Consider the following 26,529-nt stretch of genomic DNA (forward strand, 5'->3'; position numbering starts at 1 on the left):
CGCTCACCGATACGCGGGCTTTTTTGTTAAGGGAAACCAAGTTACTCAATGCCATATATTCCTCACGTCAAAACTTAGACAGATTTAATACAGGATAGAGCAAGCACATCTTATGCCAACAAATAAAGCATTGAAAATCAAAAGCTTACAATTAAATCAGTGGGATTTTATCGTCAATGAAATGACACTTCGACAGGATGAGCCCTTAAGCTTTGCTGATATCGTATTTGCGCATTTTTTCAACCAGGGTTGTGCGGCGCATACCTAACACTTCGGCTGAACGGGCCACCACCCAGTCTTGCTGCTCTAGGGCTTGGGAAATCAAGCTCACTTCCATTTCCGAAATATACTCTTTGAGGTTGATGCCCTCTGGTGGCAATGAAGTGAGCACATCGGATTCGGCACACTCACCATTAGGCCCGTCACCGTCATCATCGCTTTGGGCCCCTGCACCAAACATGGCGTTTAAGGCTTCTCGCTCCAAGAGTTCATCAGGGTACTCTGGCTGGTAGGCTTCCACATCCAGATGTTGGTATTTAGGCGGTAAGTCATGCAGATCGATCAGTTGCTGGGGGTACAAAATCATCAACCTTTCCACCAGGTTAGATAACTCTCGCACATTGCCAGCCCAGCTGTGCTCCATCATAGATTTCATGGCGTTTTCGGTGAATTTGATTTGGGCATTATCGCGCTCCATACGAGACACCAACTCTTGCAGTAAAAGTGGAATATCTTCTTTGCGATCCCTCAGAGCCGGGCTTTCGATAGGGAATACATTTAACCGGTAATACAAATCTTCTCTAAATTGGCCATCAGCAATCATTTCTTCCAAATTGCGATGGGTAGCGGCCACCACTCGCACATCACATTTAATCGGCTTGGTGCCCCCTACTCGTTCGTAAGTTCGTTCTTGCAATACCCTAAGCAACTTGACCTGCATTTGCAGGGGCATATCGCCGATTTCATCCAGAAAGAGTGTTCCCCCTTCGGCAAGCTCAAAACGGCCCTTACGGGTATTTATTGCGCCGGTAAATGCCCCTTTCTCATGTCCAAACAACTCGCTTTCAAGCAGTTCACCGGGAATAGCCCCGCAATTGACGGGAATAAAGGTATTGCTGCCGCGTTTGGACAAATAATGCACATTGCGCGCAATCACTTCTTTACCGGTACCGGATTCGCCCAGCACCAATACATTGGCATCGGTAGGCGCGACCTGTTCGATAAGATGCCGTACATGCTGAATTTGTTTGCTTTTACCTACCAGGCTACGAAATAGTTTGGTTTTATTTTGCGGACTGGTGGTGCGGTTCGGTTGTAGGCGCCTGTGCTCCTGACAGCGATGCAACATTTGCGTGAGCACAGGATAAGTGACGGCGGTATTGACCTTACCAACGCAATTGCCTGCACTTTTGAATTCAGGATCTTTGACATCAACCAGAATAAACGGTTGCAATGGGAATTTGTCATAAATGTCACAAGCCAACTCACGATCTTGCGCATCGATCAATACTGCATCAAAAACAGCATGGCCCTTTAGCGTACTCATAGCCTGTTCAAATGTGATAACAGTGCTAAATTCGCCTAGAAACGTCAGGATAGTGTTCAGATTATGCCCGAGCTTTGGCCGCCCACTGATAATCAGAATATTGCTCATGCATCCCTCAATATGTTTATTATTTTAATTATGCGACTGGGTGTAATTTTAACCATTCACGGATGGATAGCAATAGTCATTACCTGCAAAATAGGTAGCCTTTAGTAGAAGTACTGGCCCCCCCCTAAAAACAACCGCTACGATTTATTGTAGGATACTCGCTGGATGGCATTTTGCATGAGCTACTGGCGTCAGTCAATTAGTGCTCACAAAAAAGAGCAGACCAGCTGCTCTTGGATGAACTTCATTGCCAGACTAACCATTTAACAAGGTAAGTACTTGGCCTTGTTGTTGATTCGACTGGGCTTGCACGGCTAAATTGGCCTGGTTGAGTATATCTGCCGCCGCACTTTCTGATGTTGCCTGGGCGTAATCCGTATCTTGAATACGGCCACGAGCGGCCGCGACATTGATATTACTTTGAGTCAGATTACGCGCCGCGCTTTCAAACTGGTTTTGGGTAGCACCAAGGTCTGCCCTTGCCGCGCTAACAAACTGCGCTGCATCATCCGCTGCAACAAGCGCATCCTCTGCCCCCTGAGCGGTACTTAAGTCAACATTCAGTACATCCGTTAAGCCTGCCGCGATATCCTGGGTAGCGACGCCGATTTTCTGACCGGCATTAGCGCCCACCTGAAAATCGATACTGCTATCACTGCTTAACAACGGCTTACCGGCAAACTCGGTTTGCTCTATGGTTTGGGTAATGTTTTCTTGCAGTTGCGTCACTTCCGCCTGAATAGCGCTGCGATCCGCGTCGCTTAAAATGCCATTGCCGGCTTGAACCGACAACTCTCGAATACGATCCACATCTTTGGTAATGCCAGACAAGCCACTCTCTGCCACTTGGCTCAGTGATATGCCATCATAAGCGTTGGCCACAGATTGACGATTGCCTTCAACTTGCGATGTCAACCGATCAATAATCTGCTGGGCAGCGGCACCGTCTGCGGCACCATTAATTTTTTTGCCTGAGGCCAGTTTCTCAAAAATAGATTCTTGTTTTTGCTGCACCTGTTGCAACAATGAAGAAGAATTGGAATCTGTGTTTAGATTGATCATAAACCTACCCCTTGCAGCCCGTTTAACTGTTCGTACTAAAAACTTGTGTCCAAGAGTAGCAAACATCGGGTTAAAAAGTAAGCAAGCCTTTAGTATGAATTTTTATACATTCGCTGCAAATAAAATACATTTATAGTACAGAATGTCTAAACATTGTTTGCTTCTGTCTTTTATCAAAATGCTTAGGTAGACTTTGTGTCAATTAAACGCCTATATAATGGGCCCGTTTTTTGCTTATCAATCTATTGATTTATAAGCCCAGTGTAAAACCATTGAGATTTAAAGTAAGTGAGCTATGTTAAAGAATATTCGGCTGCATTTAGAACAAAATGAAGATAAACAGACTCAGTTAGAAAATGAGTTATCACGGAAGATTGTTGAAACACGTAAAAATAATATGAATGCTTTTCAGCGTAATATCCCCTCGCTACTTCCTTATCTTCAATATTCGAAACTCACTAATTATTCGTTGTTCAATAATAAATACGGCGAAACCAATATTGTCGATTACAGTAATGGCAGAACACTATATGGCTTTTATCCGAATGAAGAGATAAGCCAACAAGTATCACAAGCTCTGCTAAATAGCCCTTGTGTTGACCTAACGTATGGGGCAACGAGACCTGAGTTAGGGAAAGAAACCGAAGATACCTTTAATTTTAGAAAACTTAAGAGCTTTAAAATTGAGCAAGCGCAACGTCCCCTGCCTGAAGAGGTGGAATGTCTCGTTGTGTTAGGTTGCGGCCTTGGTCTACATATCAAACATTTACTTGAGCGCCAAAAAATCAAACACTTGATTATATATGAGCCTGAAGTTCAGTATTTCCAATGCTCAATTCTATCGACCTCATGGCAGGATATTTTTGCTTTAGCGAAGAAACAAGGCACTTCATTATTTCTGCAGCTTGAAAAGGATGGAAGTGACCTATTAGACGACATAAATGAGCTTAAAGAACATGCCTCCATATCGAGTTTTTATATTTATAAGCACTATAATCAGAAAGTTTTTGACTCAATTTATCGAGATCTCAGTGAGCGCGACTGGTTAGATATATACAATAACGGATTTAACATAACGCCCGTCAACAATCATCTAGAGTATATACCCACCTGGACACCTAAGATTGACTTGACTGAACAAGTGCCGGTTTCAAGCGACTGCAATCGACTAAAGAAAAACCTTAAGGCATTTGAAAAATATTTTCCGGATATCTATTTAGAATACAAAGATTACAAACCCAAAGTATGGCTACCGATAAACAGTTCTACCGATGAAATCAATTTACTCAAAGGCAAAGGTTTATACACCTGGTATGGGAAGTCACCCAAGCAAGATTGTATTCAAAATTTCGAAAACTTTAATAAACAACCGAATAAAGATGGCCTAAAACTAGGTTATAGCGGTACCAAGTTGGCTCATTATATCCACTATCAGTTTGTCAATGAAACCCAAAAGCTTCTGAAAGAGGCAGAGGCACAAGAAGAACTAGGTGAATTACCCGAGACCGTGGCATCAATTATCATGTTTGGTTTAGGCGTTGGTTATCAACTTGAAAAGCTACTCGACGAGCATAAAGTTGAAAAGCTCTTTATCTGTGAACCCAATCCAGATTTTTTCTATGCCTCGCTATTTGCTATAGACTGGCAGACGATTTTTGAAAAAATAGAAGCAAGTGACGCCAAAATTTATTTAAACATCGGTGATGATGGTACTCAGTTATTTAATGATCTTTACGAACAATTTTACTTTGTTGGCCCCTTTATTCTGAATAACACCTACTTTTATCAAAGTTATTACAATGCATCCTTAAACTCAGCCATAGCCCAATTAAGAGAACAATTGCAAATAGTGATATCTATCGGTGAAAATTTTGATTTTGTCTATTATGGGATAGAGCACACCAAAGAGGGTTTTAGAAGAAACATTCCGGTATTAACCCATAATCCGTCGAGTAAACTTAGCTACGACGATAAAGAAGTACCGGTTTTTATCGTAGGTAACGGGCCCTCGTTGGACATGTCGATAGACGCAATTAAAGAATGCCGAGAACAGGTAATAGTCATCAGTTGCGGCACCGCATTGCAAGCCCTTCATCGCAACGGTATAACACCGGATTTTCATGCGGAAATAGAACAAAACCGCTGTACTTTTGATTGGGCTGTCCTTGTTGGTGACTTGGAATTTCTGAAAAAAATCACCCTAATTTCGACTAACGGTATTCACCCCGATACTTGCGAGCTGTATAAAGATGTAATGATAGCTTTTAAAGAAGGGGAATCGTCAACCGTTTCAGCCTTAAAAGTGTTAGGTAACCAACACTTTGAAGTACTGCAACATGCATTCCCCACAGTGAGTAACTTTGTTACTAACCTGATCAGTGTTTTAGGCTTCAATCACATCTATTTAATGGGGGTCGATTTAGGTTTTGTCGATGTAAAACACCACCATTCGAAGTCTTCGGGCTATTACCAAGAGGATGGCAAGGAAACCTTTGACTATTCGAAAGAAAATATAACGACGATTGTGGTGCCAGGCAACTTTCGGCCCAGAGTGAACACTAAATATGAGTTTAAGCTCTCATGTAGAGCCATCGAACAAGTCACTCAAAAGAAGCCCAAAGAACAAACATTTTACAACTGTAGTGATGGAGCAAAAATCGGAGGCACAACACCACTGCGTATCGAAAACCTTTTTATAGTTGCAACGACAGACCAGAAGAAAAACGCTTTACAGCAAATGAAAAGTGCTGCATTTACAACCAAATTCAATAGCCATTTTATTGAGAAGTATGAAGCACAATTTTCACATGACGTGTTAATTGAAGAGCTACAGGCCTTTGAAACTCTACTTGAACAAGAGATTGTCAGCACGGAAGATATTAACAATATAATTAACAAACAAAAAGAAATGCTTTTTTCTTCGTATAAAAATGGCAAGTCACTGCTATTTTATTATTTGTACGGAACAGTGAATTATGCGAATGCGGTTTTAACTAAATTAATAAGTATCAATACTGAAGATACCTCGTTTTTGGTTTGCTTGTCACAAGCAATAGATAAGTGGCATGAAACAGTTAAAAAAATAAAATTAGAATTAGAACTAGTAAATACTGCCGATTCATCTTTTGATATTTCATCATACAATATTAACGTAAGAGAATTAGAGTATTTAAAATTAAATTATAGAAACGGAAAATTAATAATCGTTACAGATTCTTCTGAGTTTAAAAAGTTTGCTTTATACTTCTTGCAACTCGACTTTCCTTGGTTGAAAGTATCAGCCCTCACATTGGTTGAGAGTCGAAATCTACAATATGTACCTGATTATTGTCTTTATTTCCTGACCAGTAATACTGAATCCGTACCGACTAAAGGAAGACTTAGTACAGTAGTTGTAACTGATTCATTCGAACATGTTAATACACTTCAGGGATTGGGTATTACTTCTTTAGTATTCCCACATGTCAATGAAAAACATGCTGTTAGAGGTTTAATATGGATTGTAAGGCAAACAATAAAAGTATGTTTAAACGCCCATAAGTCATCGATAATATTGCCAAAATATTGGTCTTCCATAGCAGAACCTTTTGATAATGAAAGACTCTGCCTGCCTACGGAGAAATATTTAGCGTTGGATTATAATTCGTACATCTGCTTATATAACCAAACCTCGGATACTTCAAAGAGTTCACAAAACGGCACAGCAGGTAAACCAATACACCAAAAATTATTAATCAAGGACATATTAATGCCACTCATATCTAACGAAAGTCTTAAAGATATAAAAAAGCGCCATTTAGATATAAAACAAAAGGTATTAAAAAGTTAACGTAGCATATGTACAGCATCACTTGTTAGCGAGACGAAATGTCAGGAAAATGCCTTTCATGGGTTAAATATTATTGATAAAACCCCACAGCATGCGCCACATGAAACTATTCATCTTATATTTCCTAAGAAGGAAATATAAACGACACATGAGACCAAACTAATGCCCCAATCAAATCCAAGTGTAACTGTTATTTTGACAACATGTGATAGGAAATTACTTTTCATTCGTGCTTATCAAAGCGTTATAGAGGCAGCCAAAATATGTAACGAACCCATTCAGTTAATCATTTATAATGACGGTCAAGATTTACTTGATATTGCACTGCAGGCAATAGATAACTTGTCAATCCAGCTCATACAGAATAGTAAGCAAAATTCTAGAAGAGGTGTTTCACGCGCACGAAACCATTGTCTTGATATTGCAAACGGCGAATATATTATTTTTTTGGACGACGATGATTTTATAGAGCCAAATTCTATTGATACACTTTTAAAAACCGCCAGACAAGAGAGTGCTGATTTTGTTTATTCAAATACATACTGGATAAAAGAAGATGAGCAACAAGTAATATTAAATAAAGCAATTAACAAACTAACAAATCACAATATTGAAACTCTTTTCATAACTAATTTTATACCTATCAGCGCCTTTTTAATCAAACATCACTCTGTGCGTGAGAGATTTGATCCATACCTTGATTCACATGAGGACTGGGACTTCCTGTTATCAAATATAAGTGGATTAAAAATTGCCTTTACTGAAGAAATTCTCACCAATATCACCACATCTCCATCACGCCAACAGCGTAATCCAAATGAGGCAGAAAAACTAAGTGAAATTTTCTCACTTATGTACATCAGGCATCCTAATGATTGCTATGCAAAAAAAAGAAAGGACTTTCTAGACGCTATAAAGCGGAATATAACTCCAAAAGAAAAAACGATTATTAATTGCAATCAAATTGAACTTTTGGTTATAAATCCCTATGAAACAATACAACATTCGCTAATTAATGATCATGAATTTGAACTGTTCACCTCGTCTTTTGCAAAAAGAATACTAGAGATAGCCCCTATAGATGGTGATATTATAGATGTAGGCGCCAATATCGGAACATTCGCCATACCACTCGCACGAGATATGGTAAGCAAGAAGAAAATACACTGTTTTGAATGTCAAAAAAGTGTATTTTTGCACCTATGTAGCCATATTCTAATAAATCAACAATCAGAAACTATAGAACCGTACTGCATACCTCTAGCTGACGCTATCATTAATATTCAGGTGCCTCAATTTGACAACTACCAAGAACGCTACACAGGGTCAGTAAGTTTGGATATAAGCGTGATAGCTATACGTGACGGATTGGAAGGAGTTGCAGAACCAACATCGAATTGTACCAAGTTTAACCAAATGATAACTTCTACAATAGACACACAATTTAACAATATTCAAATAGCCTTAATAAAGATAGATACTGAAGGCATGGAAACATCAATTTTGAAAGGCGCTGAATTGGTAATCGAGAAATCACGGCCATATATTATTACAGAATCTTGGAGTCTCGAAAAATTCAGCCATCTGAGAAATGAACTTTTTGAGCTTATGATGAGCTGGAACTATATAATATATATACGAAATGATGATATAATATGTATCCCCGAAGAGCGTCATACACAACTCACCCATAATGCTTGTGAAGAGTTTTTATTTCAGCCTTTTAGAGAAACTAAGACTTAGTTAAGGCCTTCATTGTACACCGCACATGATTCACTGTGATCGTTTTACATTTTAAAGGTAACCTCAGCTAGAGAGCTCCTATATCATAGCCATACTCAATGGCTAGAGCCCTAAACCTATCAAAGATTTCTCCTCTGGGGAGATTCTCACAGGAAATTTCCTCCCGTCTTATCCGACGGTTTGTGATAGTGCCTAATGCAGCTTGAGCCTTTTGGATTGTTTCTATTGTGCTCAATCGCCCTATCTTGAATAATAACTTCATATTGATGGTTTCTGCATCCATATCCTCCAGCTTGATGCGGTGGTAATTTAGGCCTCTAGTTTTTGCCTTTATTTCAACCATTTGATTCCAGCAGACCCAATGAAACATAAACCTTTCAAATTCATCAATAATCCTGTCGAAGCTCTGGTGACGTCTAACAAACTCCAAGTAAGGGGTATGGCTTGACGCTGGATTTTTATCAAAAAAACCAATACCTAAAAATGATCTCGCAACCTCTATTGGATGGCGGACCTGATGAAACACCTGCGTTCGTTCTGACAGCTGTTCCAATAAAGGAGCTGCCAGCCAACTAGAGTCACCCACAAAATTATTATTTGAATACCCAACAATGTCACCGCGTAAAAAAGGGTGGAAAATTGTTTCATGGCCACAAGGCACATCCAGCATCCTTAGTAGACGACTTAAATAACCTGTTCCCGACCGACCTGTACCAGTAATGACAAATTCTAAGGAAGACATTTTATCCATTCTCTAATTATGTGGCCAAATTAACGCTGCCGCTACAATACACACTGGCTAATTCAAGGATATTTGTACATGGCAGTTTTCGTTGTATTCTTGGATAAATGGATGAAGACCACTGGGACCAGGCATTATCCCAACATTTATATTACTCTTCAAATTGGTTGTCCAAACGTACTTATTGCCTCAAAATTCTTTATTTTCCATTTCGCTACCTATTAATATTGAAAGTATCTTTTATAACGAATTTTTAATGGTACACAAATAACACATTGAATAAATATTTATTGAAAGATAAAAAATCATCTTAACCAATTCAAAGCTTAAACAGCTATGACAACTCCCCCGAAGCCAAACTTTGTCAATTCATTTGTCATTGTTTTTCTGTGTGATAAAGAGCAAATAATTACCACATCAATATCGCAAAAAGCAATTGATTTGATATTTATAACAGGCACTCCCATACAGTATTCCCCAGCTCTTTTTTGATCAAGAATAGCAGTTATTTTTCGTTTTCTTTTACTCTTTTTCATCAAAATACCGCAGATATCATTGTACCCGTATAGTACTGTATTTTTAGTCGTGTGTTCTTTGTCTAATGTATTTAGGAGTTTGAAAATACGCTTGTGTTTATCTCTATTTGAATACAAATAAGACAACGAAATCTCAATATTTCTAGAGCAGTCATTAACACCGCTATCTCGAATCAAGCGTAAAAGGTATATTTTTTCTTTTAACGCCACATTATAACTTTTCACATCATGATTACGAGTGGTATTTTCGTGCAGTCTAAATTGATTCAATTTTTGACTAACAAAAGAAATTTTGTTTTTAATTGCTAACCTTATGTAGCAAGACCAATCACCACAATATTTCAAATCATTTACTACAAGAGCCTTCTGTAGATGTTCTTTTTTAAATAGGACCGCGCTAACATTAGGAATGACATTTGAAAAAACAAAGTAATCACGAATAAGTTCTTTTCCATCTTTTATAAAAGATTTATCCCAAATATTTGCATAGTTCTTAGATGCATAGTTGTATCCCCCCATTGAGGCGCCCTGCTCATCTATTATTAACGAATCACAGTAGGCCAATGCTATATCTTCATTGACTGCAAATTCTTCTAGTAAAACTGCCAAAAAATCTGGCTTAGCGACATCATCACTTTCTGCAATCCATATAAAGTCGCCTTGTGCTTTTTCAACCCCCTTGATCCATTGACTGTTGGTTTGTCCAGAATTTTCAGAGCTGTAATCAGTATGGACTACCCTTTTTTCACATTGCTTAAATTTTTCGAGAGTATCAACACTATTATCGTCGCTCGCATCATCGAGCAAAATTATTTCAATATTACTATAAGTTTGATTTCTGATAGACATAAGCCGCTCAGGCAAATACTGAGCATGGTTGTAGCTAGGCACTATGACTGAAATTTTTGGATTAAACTTAGGCTGCATAGAGAAGTTCACAAAAACTAGTATGGTCGCGCTGTAGTTGTTTCATCATGCATTCCATTTTTGAGCTCTAATACCATAGAGAGGACGTCGTACATCATTAAATCCTTCTGCAGCAACGCAAGTAAACTGCAGCACTTGATGCCCCTTTGTGACCCGCGCGTCGGTGATTTGCTCAGCAACTAGGTTGGCTCCGCCGGCAGCATAACCATATTTACTAATCAATAATAATCCTTAAAGGCTTCTCACTAGACACCAGTAACCTCTGTTATTTGTCGGTGAGTATGGTTCCTATACTCAGACATAATGTTCAACGACTGTACTTTTACATCTTAGTGAAATTTATTTTCACATTATCCTACATACTCGTTAATCACCTACGGGCAAAATCATCTAAAGACTCAATACCTCAACAAATACGCCGTCATGCTGTTGTGATTGGTCATAAATGGTTTTGGCAATCTCCTCCTTAAACGCAAAAGATGAAATAACAATTTTTTGACAGCCTTTGTTTAATGCCTCCGTCAGACTGATCACTTGGTACCCCGCAAAATTATACTTGCCTGAGTTTTCGGCTTTTCGATCAATTAGACAGTCAATTTGCAGATTATTATCATGTAAATAAGGTAACAATTTTTCAAAAAAAAGACCGGCCCCGTATATGGAAAAATGCGTCCACTTATTCTGTGTGATACGCTCAACGAGAGCGAGGACATCGCTTTGCGAATCCATTGTCGACAGACCTAATTGTATCGCAAGAAACGGCTCTGAAAGCAACGTTATGATAGCTTGGGGCCAGTGAATTTTGCCCAATTCCATCTGCGGGTGCTGGCATAAGTCTAAATAAAAATCAGCCATTCCCCTCGCTTTCACATCACATATTTGCAATTGAGTCACAACGGGGTACGCATCATTTGAACCAAAATTATCTTGATGCAAAATTCGTGTAAACAACTCAGCTTCTGGTTTCGTAGGCAATTGCACATAACGATAGAGGATTGGCGTAACCTGCTCTACGTCAATGTGCTTGAAACCTAGGTCATGATGAACCATAAAATACCGTAAAATGCCTTGCATAAAGGCTGTTACAATTGTGCTGTTTTCCACAAGACCAACACTCAATATAGGCGAGCCCTGTTGATCGTCTTGATAGCCCAAGGTGGTACCACCGTCGCCCACTAACAATGGTTCAATGCACTCTGGCGAACGAAACAAAATTTGACGCAAACCGCGTTCATCTGTCCCCGCGTTAATGAAACTGGAATATTGTGTGGTGCCAAGGTAGCGATAAACTCTATCGGTTGAATATAGTAGTAAATTTTGCGCGCTTTTGACCTTAAGTATTGATTCAAGTTGATGCTGTATTGTCCCACCATTGCCTAAGTCGACAACACTGCAACACGCCAAGGACTCTCCAATATGATGTGCATAATAACGAATAAATAAGATTTTTTGTTGCTCAATGTAGGCTTTCACTTGTTCACGGTTTTCTCTAGCTAAGTCCGTTAGTTGTTTGAGCAGATTAGTTCCTTGATAAAATAAACCGTCAGTATCACGTATTAAGGTTGCGTGGTAAGCAGCATATACAGCGTCATGTAAGAGGTGAAAATCGCGGTAAAAATCATCAACCGTATACCCTCTTCTTTGCACCAGAATATAAATGAGATCTTCGAACCAGCTCTCTTTTTGAGTATCTATCGCTGGCCAAAATGTCGATTTACGCGATGCATAGAGTTTTTTAACCGTGATATTAGCGATGTTTCGCTGTTGCAGTCGTAACTCAATTAATGGGGAAAACACCTCTGCTTCGCGCATCAAGCACAAAATACATTTACTTTTGGCCCTAATAGTCTGATCTATAATCCAATCAGAAAACGCATAAAGAATTGGCCCCCAAACTAGTGCGCCAATATTGAAGGCAATCGGTTCTTCAGAAGATATATAGTGCGTGGCAGCAATAAAACGAGCACTATTAAATTTTTGATCCTGTGAAAATAGAGTATTCTCGAGTTGAAAAATTGAATCAGCATCTAATTTCGATGATAACAATTTGACATGAATTTCCTTCTGTTGTGGCACAAAATAATCCGAGTTTCGGTTATCCCCTAAATGCAACCAAGTCTGCCTTTCCAATAATAGCTTTTCAGCCAAGTAATCAAATATGGTCCCCGTTGATTTATTTAGTTGATACTCCGAAGATACGTATAGCTCCAAGGTCTGCAACTGCGGATATTGAGCAAAAAAATGATGTTTTATTTGCTCACGACTGAGGTACATATCAGAAATCAGAATAACGTTTTTGCCGCTCTCGATAAGACCAAAAATAAGATCCAGTATAGGTTCATAAACAAAACTATACTGGCTTTCAACAGTTAGCTCGGCTTCTTTAAGTATTTCTCGGACATTAGCGTCAAAAGGTAGATTAGCGTATATTTCCTCTAAGGTTACTTCACCACTGATGCGGTCACGTTTAACTTGTTTTTCTGCATGAATGCGCAGTTCTTTAAATTCTTCACTATTCATTGTCAAATTTAAGCTCGCCTCGCAATGGGAATAAGCTTTTGAAAACACATCCACTGGCCGAGCAACTCGCCTAAAGACGATAGTATCAAACACGTCAAACGAGACCGTTTTTATCTGATTTTCAACAACGAAGTCCAATATCGATTTAATTAACTCGGACTTGTTGGTTAATCCGTTGATATTGTTTGGTATACGAGTATGACTCATACTAATATTCGTCGATGGCTGAGCATACGATGCAACATGGTTTTTATATATTCGGCTTCTTTTTTGTTAGCATGTCTGCGGCCTTGCTCTGAATTCATAATCGACACTTGGTTAAATAATTTATCGGTCCAATGAATTTGATCATAGCGAATAGATCCAAACCTGAGAACGGCCCAATCGTTTGATGGGAGTCTTGAAGTCCCGATAAGTAGAACACTTCTGTGTAAACCTGGTGTACGTTAGCATAGTCAGAATAAATTTTATCTAGTTGACAGTGCATGTGTCACTCAATCGCCTGCATAATGCTCATAACCGAATCAAGACTGTCTTTAATTTGCTGTATTTGTTTCTCATCCAACCTTACCAGAGATTGTTTAACCTCGGTTGTTGAAATACTTGCAGTTCGTTCAAGATAGACAACTTCGCACAACGATTCCAAATCCGTAAATTTGCCTCGCCAGTCAGCGCCGATACCAAATACATCCACATCATATTTGCTGACATCATGGATTTTTTGTTGCCATGTTTCCTCTGGAAAAATCAGGTCAACGCATCGTAAAGCGGCGACTATTCGTGACCGCTCTGCATAACTAAAAACACTCCGTTTGCCTTTAAGTAAATTAAAGTCATCGGTAGACACTCCAACGATTAATCTATCGCCCATATCACGTAAACGCTCAAGCATATTAAGATGCCCAAGGTGAAAGAGATCAAAAGTGCCATAGGTTAATATGGTTTTCATCGCCGTTTTTCCTCTACAACAATTACTGGCTTAGTATCGCGTAACGCTACATCTTAAATCAGTGTTTGCCATTCGATTTATTCTTTAGATAACATTGAACTAATTAAAAACCGTCGTGTTTTTTAACATACTTAACGTCCAATCTCTGGTTGGTGTGCGCCAGTCTCCGTAATGCCTTTGCAGATACAACTCGGGCTTAGACGGGATGTTGATTATACAACCTTCAAATTCCATAGTATCAAGTGCTAATATATGTTCACTTGGCATACGAAATCCTCTGGACGCCAAGGTGTAATCCATAACGTCGCCCTCAATATACTTCACAAATACGTCCATCATCGGCAACTTTGAATCTATGTTTTTACTTTTTAGTTTTAAGCCCCTCACATCACCTGAGTTTACCGCTCCAAACTGTTTTTCACTGAAGTGGGTAATCAGTTCCCATGGTTCGCCAGACAATATTTGTAATTCTGTCAAGCAACCTGTTATTACAGTTTTGGCGTGATCCAGCGAACTGGAAGGTACGGCAATGTCCAGATCGTCATCCCAAGGAATAAGCGCACCATCGCGGTATATGCCTAATAGCGAGCCTGCATCCACATAATAAGCGACTTTAGCTTTATTTAAGCGAGTGCAAATGAGCAGCAATATTTTTATACTTAGTTGACGAAAGGTTTCATCAAGACCGAATTGAATGGGTTTGGTCACTCGGTTAGGCAAAACGATTATTTTACTGGGATCGACATTATATTGATTAATTAACTGCTGATGAATTTTTTCAGCAAACTCACTGGCAATCAAAATCTTATCGTATATAAGTTGCAAAATTTTAGGTGCCGCATAAACCGGGATATGACTTAACACTGTTCCCTGTTTCTCTTCAGCATTATCAATAAAAGCGATAATTTCATATGATTCAGCAACAATGCTTAGCGCACTTTTTCCTGACAGGCTGGCTCCAAAAATAATGGCCACTGGTTTTTTTTTACTATTTTCTACCATGACGGATCTCGCGACTTCATTTAAATACAATCACCATACCCTAATAAATCACATCAATAGGGGTATGCAATTAATTGACAAATTAACAGGCATAAAACTCTAGCCTTCTTAATGAGCCTAGTTCAGGCTTTATCTTGTATCGACGCGCGGTACAAAACCATTAATATTCGTCAATGGTTTTCCATGTTTTAGAAGGTTTCTATCATGTGATGGTACCTACGTTTCACCCGTTGTTCTGCTCGTACTCGTCTTAGTTATTTTCACAGCGAACTCAACTTTCGATTTAGGCAGTACTGCCAGCATCCACTGTCATTACCGTGCCGGTAACCGAAGAGGCTTGCTCACTTAGCAAAAAAATCACCATGGCAGCAACATCATCCACCGTGGCCAGTTTACCTAATGGACTACGGCGCTTGATAGCCGCTAACTTTTCACCCTGTAAGTCCCTCGTCATGTCAGTTTGCATATAGCCCGGTGCCACACAATTTACGGTGATCCCCGCTTTACCCACTTCTCGGGCTAAGGATTTACTAAAGCCCTCAAGGGCCGCCTTGGTCGCAGCGTATACACTCAAACCGTTAAATCCGGTTTTAGCGATGATCGATGAGATATTAATAATTCGACCTTTGCGATTTAATAACATTGAGCGCAGCAAATATTTACTTAATAACATAGGGGACTGCACATTCAAACGCATGAGATGGTCTATTTCACCATTGGGCATCGTGGCTAACACTCCATCATGGCCAGCAGCAGCATTATTGACTAACCCATAAGGGCGACCAAAAGTTTTTACAATCTGACGGCACAGTGCCGGAATATGCTCTAAGTCTGACAAGTCAGCTCGCAGGTAATGGCAACGCTCGGCTGACGCAGCTGTGATTTCCTCTAACTCTTTAGATCGCGTGCGCGCCAAAGCCACCACCTCAAAGCCACTTACCAGGGCATGACGGCAAATGGCTAACCCCAGACCTTTGCTCGCGCCAGTGACAATAACGTAATCAGCCATTTTCAGTTGTCCTTGTTAATTTACCCGAAGGATTCACAGCAATCAGTTTTAGTTGATTAAATTTTACAGGTATTTCAAAGCGTTGCAGCTGTGTTTTGCACTGTTGGCGAATATTTTCGACAACAGTTGGCCAATCCGCATCGTCATTAACCACCACATCAGCCATAACTAGCGAGCCCATCACGCTGTTGTTTTTGGCAAACACTCTGACTTGCTGCACCTGTGGTACTTGCATGATCACGGTTTCAACCTTTTCAGGGTGAACTTTATTGCCCCCCACATTAATAACGCCGCTGGCCCGCCCCATAAACAGTACTCGGTCACCAGTAATTTCGACCCTATCCTCGGTATCGAGGTAGCCATTAGCATCAATTCTAAGGGCTAAAGTGGCATCTATCCGCGCACAAGGTTTGATCCTAAGATGTTGATCATCATCAATCATCAGGCAGGCACCCGATATGCCGTCAGCCAACCAATGAATAGGAAATCCCGCGCGATTATCCGAAACCACAAACCCCATACCGGCCTCGGTTGAGGCATAAATATGGCGTATCGTAGCGTGGGGAAAGGTTCGATGTAGTATGTCCAACAGACCTTGGTCAGCAATTTCACCGCCTAAGGTAATATCAGTTAGTGGTACGTTTTTGAGGTTATTGGTGCGTAATAACTGTCGCCACATGCTGGGGGTGGCTGATATAGCCGATACCTTGGATTGGGCATAGTGTTGCACTTGGGCCACCAAATCGTCAGCCCAAACATCAACGATACATGCCCCGCTTAACAACGCTTGCAATAATACCTGTAAGCCGGCAAAGCGATGAGCTTGATACAAACTTGCCCAGCGCAAAGACTGCAAACGTTGCGAATGTTTAACGCCGCTGGTTAATGATAAAAACGTATGACTAAACCATTTAGGGGCGCCTGTGGTGCCCGATGAGGCCAAATACCAACCTGTGACAATACCACTGTGAACGTTATTAATAACCGGATTGTGTGCAACTTTATTTGGCGTGTAATCGTCTCCTGTCGCTTGTTGCGTATCATTGTGTGGCCAAGCATAAATACCAGCAACAAATTCAGTCATGCCCACATTGGGACAAAGATAAAGTGCTTCGCACCATCCATCAAATGCCACCAGCGCAATCACAAAATCAATCAAATTGGTGTATTGCACAGCAACTGGTTGGGCATATAGGTGTGGATTGTGGCGACGAATGGCAGCTGCTTTTTCGATTAATGCATCGGCCCCCACCGCCCCGCTTTGGGCAAGAATATAGGCGGTATTGGAGTGCTTAGCGAGTTCAGTTAGAAAAGTTGTCACACTTAAGCCGAATGTTGCTCATAACATTGCTGATAAACCGCAACAAATTCAGCGAACGTATTAGGGTATATTTGAATGGCAAGTTCAGTAAAAGGATCAAAACCTAAATCTTCCTCCAGTTGGGCAACCAACATGGCGTACCCTAACGAATCCAAACCACATTGCAGTAATAAGGTATCCGCCTCAATAGGTTCAATCAGCTGACAATCGCTTATTTGCGCCACTTCAACCATGGCATGTCGTACTGCTTGTTCTATGTTCACAGGTTATCCTTTGCTAAAAATTGTATTTGTTGCATCACATTTTGCATTGGTCTGGGCAAACGGGATAACACCTTAAGCCTATTATCCCGCCATGTAGCAATACAGTAACGAAAATACTGTACGTCGTAAGGTGTTACCTCAGTGCTGTCTAGCAACTGACGTAATCCACTCTTTTCAGTTTTAACAGTCTGATAACCAAATAATTTGTGTAATTTAATGGCGGCTAGATTAAACGACAGCACTTGTGCAGCCAGTGCAGTACAAGTTCTCAGCCCCGATATATATTCCAGGGCGGCCCATTCGAGCACTAAACCACTTCCAGGTAAAACATCAGTTTCACCAAGGTAACAGCCCCACTGGGCAATATCGGTATCAAGATCTGAAAAATTCAACACCCCTATCGGGCGTTGATGTTGACAATAAACCCAGTACTGGCGACTAGGATCTGCTTGCAACTCTGCGAACCAGGCTTGATGGTCTTGCCAGCTAATGAGTTTATCGTAATGCATGTTAATCCGCACTCTGGTGTTATTGCGCCACTCCCAAACACGCGTTAAGTGCTCGTGTGTCATGGGGACAAACTGCTGGCTGAAAGTTGGCGCACTCACGATTATCTCGACACTCCATTTTCATTAGTACTGCTTAAATCAGGATATAACATCTTGATAATATGTTTACTTCCTGTTTTATGTTGATATTGCAGGGCGTGACTGTGCATTGCAGATAATAATTCGGGGTGATGCCATAGCCCCATACCCTGTTCAAATAACTGCTTCAGCGTATTTATCGGCTGGGTACTATCGTAATCAGTCACATGGCACCAACCTTGTTTTGCCGCTTGCTCACTAGCAAAGCGTTGGTTTTGGGCCACCACCGTTAAAATAGAGGGGGTAGCACAACACAATAATTCATATTGACTAGCTCCTGCTGCAGAAATAGCCAGACGTGTTTCGCCGAGAACTTCGGCCAAATTTTGGCAATCGTGAATATGGGTTATTGATAATTTGCTGTTGCTGATCACCCCCTGCAATGCCGGGATTTGTTGATAACCCGCGCCTGTCACCACCGTGATCGGCAATCTAATAGGGGATTGGCAAAACAGTGTCAATAATGGCAACGTTAAATCAAACGGATCACTGCCTCCAAACATCAGCAGTAATCCGCGCCTTTGCAACCAAGGTGTATTATTATTCTTATAAAATTCTTGACGCAAGACTCGGAAATTCTCACCCACACATAGCTGGGCATTTGGCACAACGTCACCATAAGGTATCAGCTGTGCTTGGCTTGCCCAATTAATCACAAGCTTGACATAGGTCTCGACTAACGCATCTGTATATAACTGGCCATCGTCAAACATGCCCAGATGAAAAGCTTGTTTAGCGAAGGCCTGACGATAATGATTATCGAACTGATAGCCATCCAATATCAGCCAATCTGCTCCCATATTACTGCAGGTACGGGCTAACCATTGCTGCTCTTCGATAGGTGAAACACAAGGAATACAAAGCGTCTCCCCTACCCAATCGGCACGCGCAGTACAATAAGGTAAGGTTGACGGACGAATAGCAAACACCACGCGCACAGTATATTCACTTAATCCCTGCGCCAGTGAGAGACAGCGCATCAAATGCCCTAGGCCTAACGTAGGGCTGGCATCTACTCTAAATACAATACAACGCGACATAGCCGACTATTTAACCAAAGCCCAGGATAGGGGGGTGCCTTTAGGCAAATCCTGTTGGGCAACTTTGCCCTGCACTTCGTCCCAGTGCCTGGGAGCTAATCCAAATGCCGGGCGTACAATGCGCAAATTATCGCCACTTAAACATTCCCCCGCTTTAACATTCTCACTCACATAAATCGAACGCCGGTATTGTTTGGATTTTTGCTCGGCTTGCGTGCCGCCATAACTTACCTGCCCCATTGCCTGCCAAGCACGTTTGGTTTCACTGACTAAAAGACTAAACTCATGTGGCTCTAAGGAAAATTCAGCATCCACGCCACCGGCTTTTTTATCCAGCACAAAGTGCTTCTCGATCACTGTGGCCCCTAGCGCCACAGCTGCCACTGAAACCCCCACCCCTGCGGTATGATCAGACAGCCCAACTTGACAGCCAAAACCGTCACGCAAATGCCCAATGGTCCGTAGATTGGTGCTCGTTGCCTGCGCAGGATAAGTGCTGGTGCATTTAAGCAAAATAAGCTCCTCGCAGCCTGCGGCTCTAGCTGTCGTAACTGCTTGTTCAATTTCACTTAGGCTGGCCATACCTGTAGACAATATTAACGGTTTTCCCGTTGATGCTGCTTTGCTGACTAGGGGTAAATCTGTCAGTTCGAACGAGGCTATTTTGAAACAAGGCACGTCGAGATCGGCCAGAAAATCCACCGCTGCTTCGTCAAATGGCGAACTAAACGCCAGCATGCCTAATGACTTGGCGCGTTCAAATAAGATAGGGTGCCAACAATAGGGCGTCGCCGCTTTGGCGTATAAACCATGCAAAGATGCGCCATGCCATAAGCTGTCTTTTTCTTGGATCACAAAGTCGTCAGTTTCAACATCTAAGGTCATACTGTCGGCAGTAAAGGTTTGCAGCTTAATGGCGTGAGCGCCAGCTTTGGCCGCGGCGTCAACCATGGCAAGGGCGAGATCAATTTGCTGATTATGATTACCACTTAATTCGGCGATAACAAAAGGTGCATGACCTGGACCAATCTGGACATCGCCGATAGTGATGGACTTATTTTCTTGTAGTGACATCTTCCACTCTTGAAATTTATAGCTGCACTATTAGCGTTATCGGTTCTATTCCCTGAAGATTGAATCGATACTTTTGGGCCAGCTCATTGACAGTTACACAGTTGGTTAACTATTTTACCATGTGCTGGCAACAATTCCCCAGTAACGTGAACCGGGCAACAAACAGCGTTGCCAAACCACTAACTTTCTCCCGCTTTGGTTACCAGTAAATCGTTAGGCCTGGCATCTTCATCTAACGTTTCATCTGCACATTAGGGGCAGCTAACGACAACAACTCCCCCCTGACCAAAGGTTAAAACTAGATATCTGCATTGTGCGACGTCTGTTGAAAATGACGTAAAGCAGGCACCCTAATGGTGGCGACATCTTTTACACTTAACATACGGATGAGCAATATGTTTCTCCTTCCAAGGTTACTGAGTTTGGCATATTATCTTTACATCCTGTCTTTTACATAGGCCTTATACATCAGTTCAGCGCGTTGCCAGTCTTCCAATGTATCGATGTCTTGCACTAAGAACCTTGGTAGCACTATGGGAATGCTTTGTTCAGTGAAAGTTCTTTTGCCCGTTAAAAAAGCCGCTGATCGCCCCCAATAAAATTGGCCGGCGTCATGGTAGGCTTCTTCTAAATCTTGGGAACGTTTGGGAATATCGTCAGGGCTGAAGGGCACCACGCCACCATTTTGCATCTTCAACGCTCGTTGGATAGGAAACGCAAAACTGGTCACCGAAAACGCAAAATGTTTATCTTGTTCGTTTTGCAAACGTGTAAAACCCTCGATTAATTTAGTCGCCTGGATAAAAGGCGCAGTGGCATAAATACAACAGGTAAATTGTGGTTCAAAATAATGCTGCTGACAGAATTCAATCCCATGTTGGACCGCAGGGACGGTGCCAACATAATCGTCAGATAGCCGCTCCGGTCGCACAAACGGTACTTCGGCACCGTAAGCCCTGGCTACTTCGGCGACTTTTTCACTGTCCGTCGAGACAATGATTTTATCAAATAATTTACATGCCACCGCCGCTTCAATGGAATACGCTATTAAAGGCTTACCGGCAAACAATTTGATATTTTTACCAGGAATACGTTTACTGCCTCCGCGAGCAGGGATTATGGCCAAATTCACTGTCTATATACCCTTAAACTAATAATCGATGCAACACATCGATAACCTGTTGCTGCTCCTCATCTGACATAAGAGTAAACAGCGGTAGCGTAAGTGCGTGGTGGTAAAACCCTTCAGCGTTAGGGAAATCACCTGCCTTAAACCCTAAGCGCTGATAATAGGGTTGCAAATGAATGGGGATATAATGCACATTTACGCCAATACCCTGAGTACGTAACTGCTCAAAAACAACTCTTCTGTCGTGTTCTTTTAACTCAATCATAAACAAATGCCAGGCACTGCCCTCTAGGCTCGATTCAGCGGGCAAGATTAACGGAAGATTTGCCAATGCTTGCAAATAAATAGCAGCCTTTTCGCGTCGAAGCTTAATAAAATGATCGAGTTTACCTAATTGAGATATACCAAGGGCTGCGTGAATGTCGCTCAAGCGGTAATTATAACCCAGCTCTTGTTGCTCGTAATACCAGTCCCCTTGGGAGACATCGAGCAGACGTTGGGTGTCTCGGGTGATGCCGTGTTTGGCAAATAACATTAGGCGTTCATGCAGTTTTTTATCATTGGTGATAACCGCTCCACCTTCGGCAGTGGTTATCGATTTGACCGGGTGAAAACTCAACACCGCCATATCACTATATTCGCAACTGCCAATAGGTTTACCTTTGTAGGTACCGCCAAGGGCATGAGCGGCATCTTCAATCAAGGTAATATTATGTTTGCGGGTCAGTGCCCAGACGGCCTGCATATCGCAACTAGCACCGGAAAAATGCACCACAACTAACGCCTTAGGTAGCGTATGACTACTCTGAATCTTGGCTTGTAATAATTCTACTGACAAATTGCGGGTAACGGGATCGATATCGATAAAATCAATGTCGGCACCGCAATATAGGGCACAGTTGGCAGATGCCACAAATGAGTTGGGTACAGTCCAAACCACATCTCCTGCCTTGATACCGGCAGCCAAACAAGCTATGTGCAATCCAGATGTGCCGCTGTTCACCGCTTGAGCGAAACAAGCCCCTGTATAATCACATAATGCTTTTTCAAAGGCCGGAACACAGGCTCCTTGAGTCAGAAACTGATTTTTTAAAACATCAGTGACCGCATCGATATCGGCCTGATCAATATGGTGGCGGCCGTAAGGCAGCATGCTCACGAGTTATACAGTCACTTTATCAAGGACGCGCAATTCTTCTACGCTTAAAAAATACGGATTGGTGCCCGAGTGATATTCGAACTTATCATCCACGGGCTTACCTATTTCACCTAGCTTGTTTTTTTTGTAGTCCATATTTTTTTCAAAAAAGATAATCGCAGGGGTGATCACATAATGATCATCAAATTCCAATGAATGGTGGGCCATCTCTTCTGGCACCATAACTTCATGTAATTTTTCACCTGGGCGAATACCGACTATCTCGTGTTCCCTTTTGCCACTCATGGCTTCGACTAAATCTACAATTTGCACCGACGGGATCTTGGGCACAAAAATCTCTCCCCCCTGCATTCTCTGAAAGCTTTTAACCACAAACTCAACACCTTCGTCCAGGGTTATCCAAAAGCGGGTCATCTCAGCGTGAGTAACGGGCAACACATCCTTCCCTTCGGCTAGAACACTGCGATAAAACGGCACCACAGAACCACGTGAACCCACTACATTGCCGTAGCGCACTACAGAAAATCGAGGGCCTTTTGCCCCAGACATATTGTTTGCGGCAACAAATAACTTATCCGACGCGAGTTTGGTGGCACCATACAAATTTACCGGATTGGCTGCTTTGTCGGTAGACAATGCAATTACGCGACTAACATTCGCTGTTATCGCCGCATCAATGACATTTTGCGCACCATAGATATTGGTTTTAATACATTCGTTAGGATTGTATTCGGCTGCAGGCACTTGTTTGAGGGCCGCGGCGTGCACTACATAATCCACATCTCGCATCGCGGACGTCATGCGCTCTTTATCACGCACATCACCTATAAAGTAACGCATACAAGGTGCATCAAAGACTTGTTGCATTTCGAATTGTTTAAGTTCATCTCGCGAATAAATAATAAGTTTTCGAGGGCTGTAATTCTTTAATAGAAACGAAACAAAACGATTGCCAAAAGAGCCTGTGCCGCCAGTTATTAATATTGATTTATTATTAAACATTTTTTTTCCAGAACTGTAGGTGACAGGAACAATGTCGCAATTATCTAGTGCATATCGACATGAAAACGGACGGTTTCCACAATCATAAACCAACCCAGTTAGTGCTTCGAAATGATATGAAGATAAAAAAATCTAAGAATCTATGTATATTTTTTTAGCGCTTTTCGACCGCGTATCAATCCACTTAATTCTTTTAACGAAGCATTAAACATTTCGTTAGCATAAGCAACTAATACACCATTTATTTCCAGTTCGGCTGCAACAAAAACTTGCTTGTCAGCATCCGCTAAGGTGGTTAGATATGCAGTGATCACAACGTCACGCTGAGTCACAAGTGCTAAAAATGTTTTCTCATCAGGATCTGGTGCTGTTAACAACACCGTCAGATCCTGATTAAGCTGGACTAGATCAGGAGGGGTAAATTGATGATTTAATATGATATTTTTCAAACGGCTGCTTGACGTTTTTGCCTCTGCATTTCATAAGCTTCTTGTTTAGCAGCTTCAGGAATTTGCGACCAGGCCGTTTTAATGGGTAACAACAGATTAATCACTTCGTCCATTATCTTCAAGCTATTCTGCACATTAGCGTCTGTTAACCGCTGGATCATGTAATCGTAAAGGGAATATAAATTCTCTGCAACTTCTGCTTTAGTGCCCAAATCCAGGGTATCACGCAAATTCATCAAAATAGCCGAGCTACGGGATAAATTATCGGCTTTGCCAGCAAAATCTTTTCTTTCGATACAGCCCTTGGCGTAGGCCATACGATCTAGAGCCCCCTGCATTAACAGTAAAGTGAGTTTGTGGGGGTCAGCCTGAGCAATTTCTTGTTTCAGGTTGCCGTTTTTATAAGCATTGATACCTTTTAAAGCCATGTGATTTTCCAGTAAATGTGAGTAACTAAATTAACCCATTGCGGCTAAAAGCGCCGAACGGGTTGAATTTAATTTTGCGACGGTTTGATCCAGGTTCAAATATTTACCCCTCAGTATTTGTTCGGTATTGGCCATTCTTAATTCAAATTGCTCTCGCTCTGTACCCAGTTGATCTTTTTGATCCTTGACCGAACGCTCTCTTGAGTTGAGTAAACCACTGTAGTTTGTATATTGTTCAACATAGGAATACAGGCGTGAAGCTACTCCTTCTTCCGGGTCTGCAAAGAGCGAAGAAATATCATCAAAATTACCTTCTAACGCTTCTTTTAACCGGTCTTCACCGCTGCCAAATCCATATTTATCTGACGAACCTATTTCAAGGTCACCGTCATCGTTAAATTCAATGCCCAACTGAAACAGACCGCCTAACGCAGAGGTTGACACAGCCGAACTTACGATATTTGACATGCCTTGCTGAATAGCACGGACCATATAGTCCCCCGCAAAAGCTCCATCGTCTTCAAGATCCGATTGTCCGTAACGGGTAAGTGAGCTTATCTCGGTATTAAGGGCATTATAGTCATCAACAAAATCACGGATTTTAGTTTCCAACCCCTCAGCATCGAAGCCGATTGTCAAAGTGGAAGACAAGGGTGTAACTCCATCTGCCCCCAGTTCCGAAATCGTTGATGCTGTAAAAGACACGTTTTCAATTACATTCTTAAATTCATTACTGGTACTTTCAACATCGATTCCGTCTATGGTCGCCTTGGCATTTTGCGCACTTTTGACCGGGGCTAAATAACTTACCGTTTCAGTGGAATTCGCCGTAGTAACACGATTAAGCTCGGCTAAATCATTGTCATTAACCACAACCAGGTCATTACCTGCACCTGTAATGGTCGAGGTATACACCATTTTGGCACCACCATCTGCGGTACCGGTATCAATAATGCTGGCTTTGACGCCAAAGTTATCTGCAGAGGCATTGATCGCTGAACTGAGTTGTTGCAATGTCATACCAGCAGTGACGTTAATTGAAAAACTGTCGCTGGTTGCGCCAATTTTAAAGGTTAAACTGCCAGCTCCCCCTGTTAATACAGGGTCTGTGGTCGCGCTAAAGCCACCATTTAACGCATCATCTGATTCTATCCGGCTACCACTGGCAAGCTGGGTTACAGCGACTTCATAATCGCCTTCCACCGCACTGTTAGATGCCTCAGCGGTAAAGGGCTCGATATTCTCGCTGGGATTTTTAATGGTCGGCTCACGGCCTTGTAAATTCCTATCACTGCGTAATTCATCAACACTATCCAAAAAATCTTTCATTTTAGATTTCAGTTTGCCAAGCCCTGAAATTTCAGCGTCAAGAGATTCTTCTTTTTTGTCCAGACGATCAGCTTTGGGCTTTCTTTCAGCTTCTAGCAATTGGCCAACCAGACTCTCTAAATCTAGCCCTGATCCCACACCCAGTGATTGGATAGTCATATGAACCTCTTTGTTAACTTAATTTTTAGGCTTGATTATCAAAAAACAACCCCACTGCAGATCCCACATCGGACTGCAGCTCTTGTATTCGCGCCGACAATTTTAACACTTCTTCAGTAGGAATTTGACGAATAACGTCTCCTGATCCCGCATCGGTTACCTTTATTACCTGTCTGCCACTGTCTTCATCAACAGAAAAATTTAACTGCCGATTCTTGCTTTGCACAAAATCATTGATTTGGGTAAGCGCGTCATCCACTGTTGCATCAAGATCGTCGCTCTCCTGCTGTTCAACCAGGTTATCGGCTGATAAAGGAATGCCTTTAGTCCTGTCTACTGACTTGTCTAACAGAACTTCCTGCTCAGATGGGTCAATTTTTTGATGTGAGCGCTCAGCCTTGCCAACAGTGTGACTAGCGGGCTTAATGTCGGAAAAGTTCTGGCCAAGTCGTGTGAAATTAACGTCCATAGTCCACCTCAAAATAGGCAAGGCAACTATCAAATGCTGAGATTTAAATAGTGCCAAACAAAAATATTAAGTAAAAATTAGTTCCAT

23 protein-coding genes are annotated in these 26,529 nt (G+C 41.6%); 2 read left to right on the top strand and 21 right to left on the bottom strand.

The genetic code is table 11. The features are described from left to right. Positions 1-205: 205 nt before the first annotated feature. Positions 206-1,654, bottom strand: coding sequence for a sigma-54 dependent transcriptional regulator (locus tag AC3RV5_RS16125; protein WP_489728621.1), 1,449 nt, complete (start codon positions 1,652-1,654; stop codon positions 206-208). Between the two features lie 255 nt (positions 1,655-1,909). Then, complete coding sequence (locus AC3RV5_RS16130) at positions 1,910-2,716, bottom strand: flagellin N-terminal helical domain-containing protein (RefSeq protein ID WP_489728622.1); 807 nt, start codon at positions 2,714-2,716, stop codon at positions 1,910-1,912. Positions 2,717-3,011: 295 nt separating this feature from the next. On the opposite strand from AC3RV5_RS16130, the gene AC3RV5_RS16135 reads away from it, so the two are divergent. Then, complete coding sequence (locus AC3RV5_RS16135) at positions 3,012-6,545, top strand: 6-hydroxymethylpterin diphosphokinase MptE-like protein (protein WP_489728623.1); 3,534 nt, start codon at positions 3,012-3,014, stop codon at positions 6,543-6,545. Between the two features lie 162 nt (positions 6,546-6,707). Further along, positions 6,708-8,288, top strand: coding sequence for an FkbM family methyltransferase (locus AC3RV5_RS16140; protein WP_489728624.1), 1,581 nt, complete (start codon positions 6,708-6,710; stop codon positions 8,286-8,288). Positions 8,289-8,355: 67 nt separating this feature from the next. Here AC3RV5_RS16140 and AC3RV5_RS16145 read toward each other — a convergent pair whose 3' ends face one another. From AC3RV5_RS16145 to AC3RV5_RS16235, 19 genes are all read right to left on the bottom strand, one after another. Continuing rightward, positions 8,356-9,030 carry a hypothetical protein gene (locus AC3RV5_RS16145; protein WP_489728625.1) on the bottom strand — a complete coding sequence of 225 codons (675 nt, stop codon included), beginning with the start codon at positions 9,028-9,030 and terminating at the stop codon, positions 8,356-8,358. A 326-nt stretch (positions 9,031-9,356) separates the two neighbouring features. Then, entirely contained in the window at positions 9,357-10,493 is a 1,137-nt protein-coding gene (locus AC3RV5_RS16150; RefSeq protein ID WP_489728626.1) for a glycosyltransferase family 2 protein, read from the bottom strand. 45 nt (positions 10,494-10,538) lie between these two features. Continuing rightward, entirely contained in the window at positions 10,539-10,715 is a 177-nt protein-coding gene (locus tag AC3RV5_RS16155; protein ID WP_489728627.1) for a hypothetical protein, read from the bottom strand. Between the two features lie 168 nt (positions 10,716-10,883). Next, positions 10,884-13,013 carry an HAD family hydrolase gene (locus AC3RV5_RS16160; protein ID WP_489732185.1) on the bottom strand — a complete coding sequence of 710 codons (2,130 nt, stop codon included), beginning with the start codon at positions 13,011-13,013 and terminating at the stop codon, positions 10,884-10,886. 490 nt (positions 13,014-13,503) lie between these two features. Further along, positions 13,504-13,962 carry an adenylyltransferase/cytidyltransferase family protein gene (locus AC3RV5_RS16165; protein WP_489728628.1) on the bottom strand — a complete coding sequence of 153 codons (459 nt, stop codon included), beginning with the start codon at positions 13,960-13,962 and terminating at the stop codon, positions 13,504-13,506. A gap of 99 nt (positions 13,963-14,061) precedes the next feature. Beyond that, on the bottom strand, positions 14,062-14,964 hold the full coding sequence (locus tag AC3RV5_RS16170) for a LicD family protein (RefSeq protein WP_489728629.1): 903 nt from the start codon (positions 14,962-14,964) through the stop codon (positions 14,062-14,064). A 283-nt stretch (positions 14,965-15,247) separates the two neighbouring features. Then, complete coding sequence (locus AC3RV5_RS16175) at positions 15,248-15,973, bottom strand: SDR family NAD(P)-dependent oxidoreductase (protein WP_489728630.1); 726 nt, start codon at positions 15,971-15,973, stop codon at positions 15,248-15,250. Beyond that, positions 15,966-17,294, bottom strand: a complete 1,329-nt coding sequence (locus tag AC3RV5_RS16180; protein WP_489728631.1) for an AMP-binding protein — start codon at positions 17,292-17,294, stop codon at positions 15,966-15,968. The genes AC3RV5_RS16175 and AC3RV5_RS16180 overlap by 8 nt, the downstream gene beginning before the upstream one ends. A 2-nt stretch (positions 17,295-17,296) precedes the next feature. Then, positions 17,297-17,557: an acyl carrier protein gene (locus AC3RV5_RS16185; RefSeq protein WP_489728632.1), complete on the bottom strand. Its 261-nt coding sequence runs from the start codon at positions 17,555-17,557 to the stop codon at positions 17,297-17,299. Continuing rightward, the gene (gene pseH / locus AC3RV5_RS16190) at positions 17,554-18,129 is read right to left on the bottom strand and encodes a UDP-4-amino-4,6-dideoxy-N-acetyl-beta-L-altrosamine N-acetyltransferase (RefSeq protein ID WP_489728633.1); all 576 of its coding nucleotides are present in this window, start codon (positions 18,127-18,129) and stop codon (positions 17,554-17,556) included. The genes AC3RV5_RS16185 and pseH overlap by 4 nt, the downstream gene beginning before the upstream one ends. Before the next feature lie 38 nt (positions 18,130-18,167). Further along, the gene (pseG, locus tag AC3RV5_RS16195) at positions 18,168-19,244 is read right to left on the bottom strand and encodes a UDP-2,4-diacetamido-2,4,6-trideoxy-beta-L-altropyranose hydrolase (RefSeq protein ID WP_489728634.1); all 1,077 of its coding nucleotides are present in this window, start codon (positions 19,242-19,244) and stop codon (positions 18,168-18,170) included. A 6-nt stretch (positions 19,245-19,250) separates the two neighbouring features. Then, positions 19,251-20,318 carry a pseudaminic acid synthase gene (pseI, locus tag AC3RV5_RS16200; RefSeq protein ID WP_489728635.1) on the bottom strand — a complete coding sequence of 356 codons (1,068 nt, stop codon included), beginning with the start codon at positions 20,316-20,318 and terminating at the stop codon, positions 19,251-19,253. A 436-nt stretch (positions 20,319-20,754) separates the two neighbouring features. After that, the gene (pseF, locus tag AC3RV5_RS16205) at positions 20,755-21,450 is read right to left on the bottom strand and encodes a pseudaminic acid cytidylyltransferase (protein ID WP_489728636.1); all 696 of its coding nucleotides are present in this window, start codon (positions 21,448-21,450) and stop codon (positions 20,755-20,757) included. Positions 21,451-21,463: 13 nt separating this feature from the next. Continuing rightward, on the bottom strand, positions 21,464-22,600 hold the full coding sequence (gene pseC, locus AC3RV5_RS16210) for a UDP-4-amino-4,6-dideoxy-N-acetyl-beta-L-altrosamine transaminase (RefSeq protein WP_489732186.1): 1,137 nt from the start codon (positions 22,598-22,600) through the stop codon (positions 21,464-21,466). A gap of 9 nt (positions 22,601-22,609) precedes the next feature. Then, positions 22,610-23,608 carry a UDP-N-acetylglucosamine 4,6-dehydratase (inverting) gene (pseB, locus tag AC3RV5_RS16215; RefSeq protein WP_489728637.1) on the bottom strand — a complete coding sequence of 333 codons (999 nt, stop codon included), beginning with the start codon at positions 23,606-23,608 and terminating at the stop codon, positions 22,610-22,612. Between the two features lie 140 nt (positions 23,609-23,748). After that, the gene (locus AC3RV5_RS16220) at positions 23,749-24,057 is read right to left on the bottom strand and encodes a hypothetical protein (protein ID WP_489728638.1); all 309 of its coding nucleotides are present in this window, start codon (positions 24,055-24,057) and stop codon (positions 23,749-23,751) included. Next, positions 24,054-24,485 carry a flagellar export chaperone FliS gene (gene fliS, locus AC3RV5_RS16225; RefSeq protein WP_489728639.1) on the bottom strand — a complete coding sequence of 144 codons (432 nt, stop codon included), beginning with the start codon at positions 24,483-24,485 and terminating at the stop codon, positions 24,054-24,056. The genes AC3RV5_RS16220 and fliS overlap by 4 nt, the downstream gene beginning before the upstream one ends. A gap of 30 nt (positions 24,486-24,515) precedes the next feature. Beyond that, positions 24,516-25,973, bottom strand: coding sequence for a flagellar filament capping protein FliD (gene fliD / locus AC3RV5_RS16230; RefSeq protein ID WP_489728640.1), 1,458 nt, complete (start codon positions 25,971-25,973; stop codon positions 24,516-24,518). A 25-nt stretch (positions 25,974-25,998) separates the two neighbouring features. Next, positions 25,999-26,442 (bottom strand): flagellar protein FlaG, encoded by a 444-nt coding sequence (locus tag AC3RV5_RS16235; RefSeq protein WP_489728641.1) that lies wholly within the window; start codon positions 26,440-26,442, stop codon positions 25,999-26,001. Between the last annotated feature and the right edge of the window lie 87 nt (positions 26,443-26,529).

Source organism: Paraglaciecola sp. IT1134 (assembly GCF_058068185.1).

Excerpts from the sequence above, each read along its gene's own strand:
- AC3RV5_RS16235 (WP_489728641.1), bottom strand. The coding sequence starts at position 26,442 with ATGGACGTTAATTTCACACGACTTGGCCAGAACTTTTCCGACATTAAG.
- pseB (WP_489728637.1), bottom strand. The coding sequence starts at position 23,608 with ATGTTTAATAATAAATCAATATTAATAACTGGCGGCACAGGCTCTTTT.
- pseC (WP_489732186.1), bottom strand. The coding sequence starts at position 22,600 with ATGCTGCCTTACGGCCGCCACCATATTGATCAGGCCGATATCGATGCG.
- AC3RV5_RS16130 (WP_489728622.1), bottom strand. The coding sequence starts at position 2,716 with ATGATCAATCTAAACACAGATTCCAATTCTTCTTCATTGTTGCAACAG.
- pseI (WP_489728635.1), bottom strand. The coding sequence starts at position 20,318 with ATGTCACTACAAGAAAATAAGTCCATCACTATCGGCGATGTCCAGATT.
- AC3RV5_RS16175 (WP_489728630.1), bottom strand. The coding sequence starts at position 15,973 with ATGGCTGATTACGTTATTGTCACTGGCGCGAGCAAAGGTCTGGGGTTA.
- fliD (WP_489728640.1), bottom strand. The coding sequence starts at position 25,973 with ATGACTATCCAATCACTGGGTGTGGGATCAGGGCTAGATTTAGAGAGT.
- pseH (WP_489728633.1), bottom strand. The coding sequence starts at position 18,129 with ATGACACACGAGCACTTAACGCGTGTTTGGGAGTGGCGCAATAACACC.
- AC3RV5_RS16145 (WP_489728625.1), bottom strand. The coding sequence starts at position 9,030 with ATGTCTTCCTTAGAATTTGTCATTACTGGTACAGGTCGGTCGGGAACA.
- AC3RV5_RS16150 (WP_489728626.1), bottom strand. The coding sequence starts at position 10,493 with ATGCAGCCTAAGTTTAATCCAAAAATTTCAGTCATAGTGCCTAGCTAC.
- AC3RV5_RS16140 (WP_489728624.1), top strand. The coding sequence starts at position 6,708 with ATGCCCCAATCAAATCCAAGTGTAACTGTTATTTTGACAACATGTGAT.
- fliS (WP_489728639.1), bottom strand. The coding sequence starts at position 24,485 with ATGGCTTTAAAAGGTATCAATGCTTATAAAAACGGCAACCTGAAACAA.
- AC3RV5_RS16135 (WP_489728623.1), top strand. The coding sequence starts at position 3,012 with ATGTTAAAGAATATTCGGCTGCATTTAGAACAAAATGAAGATAAACAG.
- AC3RV5_RS16160 (WP_489732185.1), bottom strand. The coding sequence starts at position 13,013 with ATGAATAGTGAAGAATTTAAAGAACTGCGCATTCATGCAGAAAAACAA.
- AC3RV5_RS16170 (WP_489728629.1), bottom strand. The coding sequence starts at position 14,964 with ATGGTAGAAAATAGTAAAAAAAAACCAGTGGCCATTATTTTTGGAGCC.
- pseG (WP_489728634.1), bottom strand. The coding sequence starts at position 19,244 with ATGTCGCGTTGTATTGTATTTAGAGTAGATGCCAGCCCTACGTTAGGC.
- AC3RV5_RS16125 (WP_489728621.1), bottom strand. The coding sequence starts at position 1,654 with ATGAGCAATATTCTGATTATCAGTGGGCGGCCAAAGCTCGGGCATAAT.
- AC3RV5_RS16165 (WP_489728628.1), bottom strand. The coding sequence starts at position 13,962 with ATGAAAACCATATTAACCTATGGCACTTTTGATCTCTTTCACCTTGGG.